13 protein-coding genes and 1 pseudogene are annotated in these 10,294 nt (G+C 71.2%); 5 read left to right on the top strand and 9 right to left on the bottom strand.

The features are described from left to right. The 5 genes and pseudogenes from ACF08W_RS15675 to ACF08W_RS15655 form a co-directional block, all read right to left on the bottom strand. Window positions 1-482 (bottom strand): annotated as a pseudogene (locus tag ACF08W_RS15675) (protein phosphatase); the annotation flags it as partial. Next, a complete protein-coding gene (locus ACF08W_RS15670) occupies window positions 479-643 on the bottom strand; it encodes a DUF6507 family protein (protein ID WP_392279529.1) in 165 nt (54 codons plus the stop codon). The gene ACF08W_RS15670 and the pseudogene ACF08W_RS15675, both read right to left, overlap by 4 nt. Before the next feature lie 361 nt (window positions 644-1,004). After that, entirely contained in the window at window positions 1,005-1,487 is a 483-nt protein-coding gene (locus tag ACF08W_RS15665) for a hypothetical protein (RefSeq protein WP_392279528.1), read from the bottom strand. A gap of 129 nt (window positions 1,488-1,616) precedes the next feature. Continuing rightward, window positions 1,617-2,708: a hypothetical protein gene (locus ACF08W_RS15660; RefSeq protein WP_392279527.1), complete on the bottom strand. Its 1,092-nt coding sequence runs from the start codon at window positions 2,706-2,708 to the stop codon at window positions 1,617-1,619. A gap of 158 nt (window positions 2,709-2,866) precedes the next feature. Continuing rightward, on the bottom strand, window positions 2,867-3,544 hold the full coding sequence (locus ACF08W_RS15655; RefSeq protein WP_392279526.1) for an NAD(P)-dependent oxidoreductase: 678 nt from the start codon (window positions 3,542-3,544) through the stop codon (window positions 2,867-2,869). A gap of 99 nt (window positions 3,545-3,643) precedes the next feature. On the opposite strand from ACF08W_RS15655, the gene ACF08W_RS15650 reads away from it, so the two are divergent. Next, complete coding sequence (locus ACF08W_RS15650; RefSeq protein WP_392279525.1) at window positions 3,644-4,027, top strand: winged helix-turn-helix transcriptional regulator; 384 nt, start codon at window positions 3,644-3,646, stop codon at window positions 4,025-4,027. 22 nt (window positions 4,028-4,049) lie between these two features. On the opposite strand, the gene ACF08W_RS15645 is transcribed toward ACF08W_RS15650, so the two are convergent. Together ACF08W_RS15645 and ACF08W_RS15640 are read right to left on the bottom strand one after the other, a co-directional pair. Then, a complete protein-coding gene (locus tag ACF08W_RS15645; protein WP_392279524.1) occupies window positions 4,050-5,384 on the bottom strand; it encodes an APC family permease in 1,335 nt (444 codons plus the stop codon). A gap of 292 nt (window positions 5,385-5,676) precedes the next feature. Next, window positions 5,677-6,018: a hypothetical protein gene (locus tag ACF08W_RS15640; RefSeq protein WP_392279523.1), complete on the bottom strand. Its 342-nt coding sequence runs from the start codon at window positions 6,016-6,018 to the stop codon at window positions 5,677-5,679. Between the two features lie 113 nt (window positions 6,019-6,131). On the opposite strand from ACF08W_RS15640, the gene ACF08W_RS15635 reads away from it, so the two are divergent. Both ACF08W_RS15635 and ACF08W_RS15630 read left to right on the top strand, forming a co-directional pair. After that, window positions 6,132-6,971, top strand: coding sequence for a Scr1 family TA system antitoxin-like transcriptional regulator (locus tag ACF08W_RS15635; RefSeq protein ID WP_392279522.1), 840 nt, complete (start codon window positions 6,132-6,134; stop codon window positions 6,969-6,971). Continuing rightward, a complete protein-coding gene (locus ACF08W_RS15630) occupies window positions 6,943-7,167 on the top strand; it encodes a DUF397 domain-containing protein (protein ID WP_392279521.1) in 225 nt (74 codons plus the stop codon). The genes ACF08W_RS15635 and ACF08W_RS15630 overlap by 29 nt, the downstream gene beginning before the upstream one ends. Before the next feature lie 65 nt (window positions 7,168-7,232). Here the strand turns inward: ACF08W_RS15630 and ACF08W_RS15625 are convergent, their stop codons facing one another. After that, complete coding sequence (locus ACF08W_RS15625) at window positions 7,233-7,868, bottom strand: GNAT family N-acetyltransferase (protein ID WP_392279520.1); 636 nt, start codon at window positions 7,866-7,868, stop codon at window positions 7,233-7,235. Between the two features lie 113 nt (window positions 7,869-7,981). Next, window positions 7,982-9,013 (bottom strand): hypothetical protein, encoded by a 1,032-nt coding sequence (locus ACF08W_RS15620; RefSeq protein WP_392279519.1) that lies wholly within the window; start codon window positions 9,011-9,013, stop codon window positions 7,982-7,984. Between the two features lie 61 nt (window positions 9,014-9,074). Here ACF08W_RS15620 and ACF08W_RS15615 point away from each other — a divergent pair, with 61 nt between their 5' ends. Together ACF08W_RS15615 and ACF08W_RS15610 are read left to right on the top strand one after the other, a co-directional pair. Continuing rightward, window positions 9,075-9,725 carry a TetR/AcrR family transcriptional regulator gene (locus ACF08W_RS15615; RefSeq protein WP_392279518.1) on the top strand — a complete coding sequence of 217 codons (651 nt, stop codon included), beginning with the start codon at window positions 9,075-9,077 and terminating at the stop codon, window positions 9,723-9,725. Between the two features lie 161 nt (window positions 9,726-9,886). Next, window positions 9,887-10,285 (top strand): GNAT family N-acetyltransferase, encoded by a 399-nt coding sequence (locus tag ACF08W_RS15610; RefSeq protein ID WP_392279517.1) that lies wholly within the window; start codon window positions 9,887-9,889, stop codon window positions 10,283-10,285. The last annotated feature ends 9 nt before the right edge of the window (window positions 10,286-10,294 follow it).

Raw genomic sequence — 10,294 nt, 5'->3', positions numbered from 1 at the left:
ACCATCTGCGTCCCGCCCCACAACGCCGTGATCTTGTTGTGGCACGTCCGCTCCGCCGCCCAGAACGCCGCGACCGTCGCGGTGATGTCGTCCCGAAGCTTGTTGTGCTCCTCGACCTTGTCCCCGTCGTACTCCCACTCGTCATCGTCCTTGTTCGCATTCACGAACCGCGTCGCATCCGACTTCAACCGCGTCAGCTTCGACACCAACGGCCGGATCTCCGTCGCGTACTCCGACAACGACGACGCGACCTTCTCCAGATCGTCCGCGAAACCGTCCGCCCGCTCCTGCACCGGCTTCGTCGACGCGAACAACTGCTCCGCCTCCGGAGCCTTGTAATACGCCGACAACGCCTGGAACTGCGTATGGACCGAAGAACCCGTGTCCCGGATGTTCCCCGCATCCTTCGTCAACGACGCGTGATCCTTCTCCAGCTGACCCAGATCACCGGTGTACTGCGGAATCGCCTCAGGCTTGATCACCGCTCCTGCACCCCCGGCTTCTTCGGATCCATGTCCACCGCCGCCACCGACGACAGATGCCCCCCGAACGGTGTCGCGTATGTCAGGCCCCCTGCGACGACCTCACCGGTCGTCTTCAGCACAGCCCGAATGCCCTGCGGCTTCAGATCCCAGCCGGTCACCCGTAACTCCCCCCAGGAATCAGCTCGTCGACGACAACGTCGTAGGAACCTGCGACCCTGTGTCGATCCTCATCCAGTCCCCTGCCACCCCGTCCCAGCCAGTGCCTTTACCTGGGCAAGCACAGGCGCCGTCCATGCCTACCAATTCTGGCAGGGGCAAGGCAATCTGGATCCGGGAGTCCGGGGCACCGTAAAGCCGTCCGCATTGACGCGTCACGGACCGGCCCGTTCGGTGAACACCCAGGCGTGGAAGTTTCGTTCAGCTGTGCACCATTTCGCGTACACGTCACTTCACGTGCGCATCGGCCAGGCGCGAGCGGGGGCTGCCGCCCGCCGAGTCCATGCCCGGCCCACCGCCGCGTCACAACGCGCCGGCGCGCCCGCGTACCAGGAGGTTCTGCGTGCCCAGGCCGATCGCCAGGTACGCGTAGAGCGACGCGGCGCCCAGGACCCCGGCCCCGGCCACGTGGTCGATCCACAGCCCCAGCCCGGCGTGGACGGCGCCCGAGGCGAGCCACAGTCCGGTCGTCGCCGCCGCCCCCTGGCGCACGACCTCGCCCCCGGGTTCGCGCCAGACCCGTACGGTCCGGGCCCGCACCGCGCCGAACAGCCCCGCGACGAGCAGACTGACCGCCAGGAGAACAACCGACAGCGCGGGCAGTGGGTGGTCCTTGGCGACCGAGGCGACCCCCAGGACGATCAGTGCGGCCCCCAGGACGGCGAGGACCACAGGGACGACGAGTGAGCCGTTGCGTCGCACCGGGCGGGTGCGCAGCTGCTGCCGTACCACCAGGCCGACGGCCACCAGCGATACGGGGATGCCCCCGCCGTACACGCCCTGCATGTCAACTCCCCCTTGGAACGGCCCCGTTGCGTGCCGATGTCGGCGCTGATGATTATGTGGGGCCGCCCCGGCGCGGCGCGTGCGGGGAGCCGGTTCGGCGGTGTCGGGGCCCTGGAGGCTCCGGGCTTCTCAGGACCGCGTCGCCTTCCGGCACTCGTCCCCGGAGCCGCCGCGTCCGGCCGGTGTGGTGCGGTCGTACGGGTCGGTCCTCTCGCCGGTGACGTCCGCCGGGCGGTCGTCGCCGAAGGGCGGGTCGAAGTAGCCGGTTTCGTCGCCGCACCCGCCGTTGGTCATGTCGTACTTGTACGAGACGACCGAGAACGTGCCCGGCTCGGTGATCACCTTGTCGGGGTCGTCCCAGTTCAGGACCAGTTCGCGCCGGATGATCGTGCGGACGACCTCGTCGCCGCCGTCCTCGCCCGCGCGGGTGACCGGGTAGACGAAGGTGACGTCGGCGGTCACCTGGAGCGCGCCGCGCTCGCCCTCCCGGTAGGTGAGGCGCCCCCGGGTCTTCACGACGTCGCCGACCAGGCGGGTACGGGAGGGCTGGAAGCGGCTGAAGAGGAGCAGGGGGTTGTTCTTCTTGCTGGGCTTCCGCAGCGCCGTCCCCACAAGGTCCCGGACGTCCTTCTGGTGCGGGTTGAGCAGGGATATCGCCTTCTCCGGGCGCTCACCGCGCAGCACTCCCCGGTCCAGGCCGGACGCGACGAGGAAGTCCCGGGTGCGGGCGAGGGCCCGCCCCACCTCGGCCTCGTTCATCCAGCCGACCGGCGCGGCCTCCGGCACCGTGATCCCCGCCGCCCCGTCCGCCCAACTCGCCGCAGGCGAGCCGCGGAACGGCTCGTCCAGGGTGGCGCGCCGGGCCGGCCCCGACGGGGGTGCCTCGGTCGGGCGGGCGGTCTCGGCCGCCGACGGCGAGGGGTCGGCACCGGAGAACAGGTCGACCACCCGCCCCGGCACGAGCGCCACCACCAGCAGCGCCACCGAGGCCACCAGCCCGAACAGGTACCACCCCTTGCGCCGCTTGGGCCGTGCGGGGGTGTAGGTGCGCCAGCCGTCCGGTACGCGGTCGGGCTCCTCGCGCAGCCGCCTCGTCACCTCACGGGCCCGGGCCGAGGGCTCCTTGGGCGCGTCGGCGACCCCCTCCACCGACTCGCGCAGGAACCGCTCCCACTCCTCGTCCGATCTGGACGAGCCGTCCGACTCCGTACCCGCGCCCATCCCCAACTCCCCGTCCGTCACCAGCAGATCCCGCCCACTCCGCCCGGGGCGCGACCGCATGATTGCATGGGGCACCGACAGCGGACCGGACCGGGTCGGGCAGGTCGGCGGGGGCGCGGGCGCACCACCGTCACGGAGCGCCAGGGGCCGGGGGCCGGTCAGGCGCCGACCGCGACCAGCGAACGGTGGTGCTTCGGGCTCTCGGCCTCGTCGATCAGGGCCACCGCCAGGTCCGTGTACGAGAACCCGGACGGGCCGCCGGTGTCCGGCAGCACCTGTTGGTCCCCCGTCCGGTAGTGGCCGGTCCGGGGCGCCTCGTCGTCGAGGAAGACGGGCGGCGGGGCGAGGACGAGCCAGTCGACGTCCGTCTCCGCGGCGCGCAGCACGTCGAGCGCGGCGGCGTGCCCCAGCGAGAACGCCCGGTGCTCCGCCGGGGTGCCGGGCGCGTCGTGGACGGCCACCCCGGGGGCGGTCTCCAGCGTGGTGCCGATCCCGAGGAGGACGAGCCGGCCGACCCCGGCGCGGCCGAGACCGTCGAGCAGTGCGCGGGTCGCGCCGACGTAGAACTCCGCCGCGGGCACATCGGTACGGGCCGCCGCGCCGATCACCGCATCGTGCCCGGCCGCGACCTCCGCGACGCTCTCCGCGCGGGTCGTGTCGCCCGCGACCACGCGTACGCCGTCACCGGCCAACTCCGGGTACGCGTCCGGGTTCCGGTACTTGTCCGGGTCCCGCACGACGGCGGTCACCCGGTGCCCGCGTGCCACCGCCTCGGCGACCGCGCGCCGGCCGGCCCGCCCTCCGGCCCCGAACACAACGATCCTGACGCCACCCATGGGAACCCCCTCGCCGGGCCCGCACCGCGCGGGCCGATGCGCCGGACGCTAGACCCGCGACCCATGGTTTCCGCAACGATAGTTGCGTACGCTCGCGAGGTGAACGAGCCTCTCGATCCCGACATGTTCACCGGCTGCACCCACGCCCCGACCCCGTTCCGGATCGGCGGCAAGTGGATGCCGATGATCATCCGGTGCCTGGAGACCGGCCCCCGGCGCTTCAGCGAACTGGAGATCCCGCTGCGGGGCATCACCCCGAAGGTCCTCACGGAGACGCTTCGCGCGATGGAACGGGACGGCTTCCTCACCCGCACCGTCACGGACTCCGTCCCGCCCCGGGTGGACTACGAGCTGAGCCCCTTGGGCCGTACGCTGCTCGCCCCGCTCGACGCCTGCTGCACCTGGGCCGCCGCCCACCTCCCGGAGCTCCTGGACGCCCGGGACGCGTACGAGGACACCGCACCGGCGCCCGGCGGACCGTGACAGCGCGGCGAGGTCCGGCCGGTCAGGGCCCGTCGTCCGCTCCTCGCCGCGCCACCACCGGCCCCAGCAGGAGCGCCGCCACCAGCAGCGCCGGGACACCGACCGCCAGGGCGGTGCTGCCGCCGACGAGAGTCGTGAGGTTGTCCAGGATCAGCACCAGGAAGGCCACCAGCCCGATCAGCCCCAGCGCCGGGGCGCACGCGTTCGGCCAGGCGCCCGTCCGGTGTTCGCGGTGCCGGGCGAAGAACACCACCACCGCAGCGCTGGTGATCGCGTACAGCAGTACCACTCCGACGGAGGCGAAGCTCGCCAGCCAGGTGTAGACCTGGTCGGCCGGGTCGAGCCCGGCGGCCACCGAAACCGCCAGCAGCACCGCGACGGCGGCGGCGGTGGCGTTCGAGGCCCGGTGCGGGGACCCGTGGCGTGGGTGCGCGGCACCGAGCCACGCGGGCAGCGCGCCCCGGCCCGCGAGCGCGAAGACGTACCGGGCCACGATCGTGTGGAACGACAGGATCCCGGCGAACAGGCTGGTGACGAAGAGGACGTGGACGAGGTGCCCGCCGACCGCGCCGAGGTGGTGGCGGGTGGCGTCGGCGAGCATGGTGCCGCCGTGGTCGGTGGCGGTCCCGACCGCGTGCGCGTCGCCGACGGCGGTGATCAGCGCCCAACTGGAGAGGGCGTAGAAGGTGCCGATCAGGGCCAGTGACAGGTAGGTCGCCCGGGGGACGGTGCGCCCGGGGTCGCGCGCCTCGTCGCGGAAGACGGCCGTCGCCTCGAAGCCGATGAAGCCGAGGACGGCGAAGAGGACCCCGACCCCGGGCGCCCCGGACATGATCCGGTCGGGGCTGACGATGCCGGAGGACAGCCCGCTGTCGCCGCCCGTGACGAGGACGACGGCGTCGAACACGACCACGACGAGCACCTCGGAGACCAGCCCGACGCCGAGCACCTTGCCGGACAGCTCGACGTCCCGGTATCCGAGGAAGGCCACCACGGCGAGCGCCGACGCCGCGTACACCCACCAGGGCGCGCCGAGCACCCGACCACCGGCCGGCAGGGCGGCGAGCCCCGGGCCGAGCAGCCCGAAGACCCCGGCCTCCAGCGTGGCGTAGGAGAGCAGCGCGGCAAAGCCCGCACCGAGCCCGGCGCCCCGGCCGAGCCCCCGGTCGACGTAGGAGGAGAAGGCCCCCGCGCTCCGCACATGGGGCGTCATCGCGGTGAAGCCCACCGCGAAGAACAGGAGCACGACCCCGGCGACGACATAGGTCGCCGGGAAGCCCGTCCCGTTGCCCCCGGCGATGCCCAGCGGTACGGGTCCGCCGACGACCGCGAGCGGGGAGGCGGCGGCGGTGACCATGAAGACGATGCTCGCGACACCGAGGTCACCGCGCAGCCGGGCCCGTTTCCCACCGCGACCGCGGCTACGGCTACGGCTACGGCTACGGGTGCGGCTACGGGTGTCGGACGGGACCGGCCGCCGGAGTTCCGAGGACATGCTGTCTCCTCCTTGGGCGACGGACGGGACGAAGAGGCGCACCCGAGCAGGAACCGCCGCGGCCACCACGCGCCCCTTCCACTTCAACGCCGCACCCACGCCGAGGATGCGGCACGGCCGCCATCGCACGCGCCCCGGACGGTCCGTATCGCGCTCACGGCTCCCCGTCGCCCGGCACGACCCCGGCCAGCCGCAACCCCCGGCTCTCCGCGACGCGTACGACCTGCCGCAGCGACTCGCTCAGCCGGGCGGCGAGGAACCGGATCTGCGGCGCCGTCGACCTCTCGTCGGCCAGAAGGTCATCGGCGTGCCCGAGCAGATCGCCCGCCATGCCGAGCTGGACGCTCTCCATGTCGTCGGCCATCCGCGACATCAGCCCGCCCCCGTCGCCCCCCGCCAGCAGATAACAGGGCTTGCCGCCCTCCCCCGTCCACGGCAGCAACCGCGCCATCGAGGGCTCGGCGCCCGGCCGTTCGGCGGTGACGTGCTGTTCCATCTCGACCTGCTCTCTTTCTGTAGCGAACTCATCACAGAGTGGGGTCGATCGTCGCTACGCTGCCAGAGGGGCGGGGATGACGGCACACGGGTCAAGACGGGGAGTTGGACCGCATGACAACGAAACGAAGTCCACGCACACCACGCGAGAAGTACGGCGAGGAGCTACGCCTCCGCCGCCTGGCCGCCGGGCTCACCCAGGAGGCCCTGAGCGAGATCATCGTCTGCTCGCCGACGCTGATCAGCCACTACGAGGCGGGCCGCCGCCTGCCGTCCCCGGAGGACGCCCGCCGCATCGACCGCGCGCTGGGGACGGACGGGTTCTTCGAGCGGTGGCTGAGTGACCTGGAGTCGAAGTTCGCCCAGTACTTCACAACGGTTGCCGAACTGGAGCACGAGGCTACGGAGGTCCGCCAGTACGGCATTTCATTGATCCCCGGACTGCTCCAGACGGCTCCTTACGCTCGTGCGGTATTCCAGGCCTACCGACCCAACTTCCGAACGGAGGACCTTGACGAGTTCGTCGTCAACCGCCTGAAGCGAGGCAAGCTCCTGGACAAGACATCGGCCCCGACCGCCTGGACATTGCTCGACGAGGCAGTGATCAGACGTTGTGTGGGTAGCCCCCAGATCATGGCGGAGCAGCTGCGCAAGGTTGCGGACATGGGCGAGGCCGGTCGGCTCCGACTACACGTGCTGCCCTTCTCCTCGGGAGCACACGCACTCGCGGAAAGCATGCTCTACCTGCTCGATTTCGCAGACGCCCCGCCACTCGCCTACGTTGAGGGTGTTAGGACAGGGCATCTGATGGACGATCCGGCACTGGTGGCAGGATGCCGCACCGCCTTCTCTCTCGCACTGGGCGATGCACTTCCGCACAAGAAGTCGGTGGCGTTCATCAGGGCCATCGCTGAGGAGCATGAGCATGCACAGCAACAAGCCCACCACCCCTGACAGCACCCGACTGACCGGCTGGCGCAAGTCCAGCTACAGCGGCGCGTCCAACGGCGAGTGCCTCGAAGTCGTCGACGGCCACGCCTCGATCCCCGTACGAGACAGCAAGAACCGCACCGGCCCCGCAATCCTCTTCACGGCACACGGCTGGTCGGCTTTCGTCGCGGCGGTCAAGAGCGACAGCCTCAACGCCTGACGCGTACCGCACCCAGCGAGCCGGCCCCGCACGGGACCGGCTCGCTCTGCGTGACAACGTCTCCGTCAAGGCCGGTAGATGCACTCCGCGATCGTCGAGTGCTTCTTCCAGCCGAGCGTCTCGTACAGCGCGCGGCCGGGGTCTGTCGCGCCGAGGACGCCCGTCCGCGCGCCCCGGGCCACGGCCTGGTCGGCGAGCGTGCGCATCACGAGGCCGCCCAGGCCGCGCCGCCGGTGGGCCTCGTTGGTCACCACGCGGTCCACCACCGCCGCCCCGCCGATGATCGCCGCCTGCCCCTGGGCCGCCGACCTGCCTGCCGCATCCCGCACGTACACGTGGACGACGCCGTCCACGTATTCGACGGCCACGGCGTACTCCTCGGGCGCACGCGGTGTCGTGACCGTCAGGTCGATGGCCATCAGGTGGCCGGTCTCCTCCCAGGCCACCACCCATCCCGGCGTGAGCCAGGACTCGATCTCCTCAGGCTCGGCGGGCATCTTCATCCAGGTACGCGGAACCGTCACGGAGGCAGCGGCGGCGCGGACCAACGACTCCTCGGTCACCGGGAGGACATGGCGGCCCACTTCGGCGGGGTTGTCGGCCACCTCGATGTAGTAGCCCCAGGGCTGCCGAACGGGTGGAGGCGTACGCCGGGACACGGCCCAGCCCGCCACCCACGTCCTGACCATTTCCTCAAGCATCGCGTCCTCCCGTCGCGGGACCGCACCCACAGTCCACGTAACACCCAAAAGAGCATTCCAGTTATTACGTACCGTACCGCCGTCACGTAAGGCATCAAACTCGCGGGCGACTGTTACACATAGACCGGATCTCGCCGCTGGGCGGCCGACGGACACCGACAGGCAGAGCTGTCACCCGACCGCGACCGGCCGGTTTCCGATTTCGGCGATGAGGCGCCGGTAGGTCTCGAAGGCCGGTTTGGGCGTGTAGTCGTCGCGCAGGAGGCCGAAGTGGTGGAAGAGGCCGTCGGCGCCGGTGTCGGCGTCACGCAGGGAGAAGAACGAGTAACCGAGTCGATGTTGAGGTCGTCCGCGAGGGCGGCGACGGTCCGGACGACCGTGTCGAGGACTTCCGCCTGCCGGTGTTCGGGGCGGTCGGGGCCGGTGGGCCAGCCGTTCTCGCAGATGCGGATCGGCACGGTGTCCGGGATGGCGGCCTTCGGCAGGTCGGTCCGCCGGAAGGCGGTGAGGATCCCGGTGACCGCCGCCGCCAACTGGTCGGCTGCGATGGGGCGGAAGACGTCGGGGAAGAAGTCCAGTCCGACGTAGTCCAGTTCGGCCAGGAAGCGTTCGTCGGCCAGGGCGGCGAGGTCGGACCAGAAGGTGTCGGCCGGGTCGAAGGTCGGTACGGCGTTGAAGCCGACCGCGATCGTATGGCCCAGCGCGCGAGCCTCTTCCTTGGCGGCGACGACGCCCTGGACCAGGGCGTTCAGGACGTTGGGGCTGCTGCCGTCCAGAACGGGAAGGTCGGCGTTCGGCTCCTCGCAGATCTGGAGGGAGGCCAGGTGCGGCCCGTGGACACGGACGGCCTCGCGGACGAATTCGGGCCAGCCGTCCAGCTGTCCCGACTGCTCCCGGAAGGGCAGCACGAGATCGAGTCCGCGCCCGCCTCCGAGGTACTGCTGCGGGTCGGCGGGGGTGGGCGGTTCCTGCGGGGACGTGACGGCGAAGGGCTGGTAGGCACGGACCGACAGCGCGGGGCCCGCACCTTGCAACTGGTCGAGCGCGTCGGCGATGCGGTCCGGGAGGTCGGGCAGGGCCGGGTGGACGATTCCGTGGTCGTCGCCCAGAAGGCCGCCGGGGTAGATGCCGAAGGTCAAGGTCATGATGATCCCCCTCCAAAATTTTGGTGTCACACCACTTTTGGAGTGACGCTATCATTCATCCGTGGGACTTCGAGAGACGAAGAAGCAGCAGACCCGGACGGCGATCGCGGACGCGGCCCTGGGCCTGTTCCTGGAGCACGGATTCGACCGGGTCACGGTCGCCGAGGTCGCCCGGCAGGCGGGGGTGTCCACCAACACCGCGTTCAACTACTTCCCGGCCAAGGAGGACCTGTTCTTCGACCGGCAGGCCGAGGCCGAGGACCATCTCGCCGCGCTCGTACGCGACCGGGCGCCCGGCACCTGCCCGGTGGAGGCGGTCCGGGACGGCCTGCTGACCGCACTGCGGCAGAACGAGCCGATGCTCGGGCTCCATCCGGGCGCGGTCAGGTTCTTGCGGGTCGTCCACGACAGTCCGGCACTCCGTGCCCGTGAGCGCGAGATCGGTGAGCACGCCGAGGCGGCCCTCGCGGTGGCACTGGCGGAGCATCCGTCGCCGGCCACTCCCGGCGACGACACCGACCCCCTGGCGTCCACCCTCCTCGCGGGGGCCGTCGCCGGAACGTACCGGGCGGTACTGGGCGAGATCCGACGTCGCGTCATGTCCGGTGAACCCGCCGCGCGGGTACGCGCCGCGGTCGCCCCGGCGGCGCTCCGGGCGTTCGACCGGCTGTGCCTGGGCCTGCACGCGGAGACCGCCGGGAAGCACCCGTAGGGCACCGGACCTCGGGCACTGGGCACCGGGAGAGCGCTCCGCTACGCCAGAAACTCCACTCCCACCGCATCTGCAGATGTGCAGCGGCTGGCTGCTGGCGGCTGGCTGCTGGCTGCTGGCTGCTGGCTGCTGGCGGCTGGCGGCTGGCTACGCTCGCGGCCATGGCGATCTCATACGAGTGGCGGGCGGACTTCGACAACGCGGCTCTTCACGCGCTGCATTCAGCGGGCTTTCACGAGCAGGCGACGGAAGTCGTCGACTGGCTGACCCGGGTACGGCGGCACAGCCTCGGCTGGGTGTGCGCGCGGTACGACGGTGAGCTGATCGGCTTCGTCAACGTCGCGTGGGACGGCGGGGCACACGCGTTCCTCCTGGACACAGTGGTCGCCGCGGACCACCGCCGCTCGGGCGTCGGAGCCGGACTCGTCGCGGAGGCGGCACGGGGAACCCGGGAAGCCGGATGCGCCTGGCTGCACGTCGACTTCGAGGAAGACCTACGGCCCTTCTACCTCGATGCCTGCGGATTCGAACCGACGGCAGCGGGGCTCACCCCCCTCTGACCCGGACCG

This window comes from Streptomyces sp. NPDC015144 (assembly GCF_043079735.1).
GTDB lineage: Bacteria > Actinomycetota > Actinomycetes > Streptomycetales > Streptomycetaceae > Streptomyces.
Note: the sequence above shows the minus strand (reverse complement) of the source record. Positions and strands in the feature narration are given on the sequence as shown.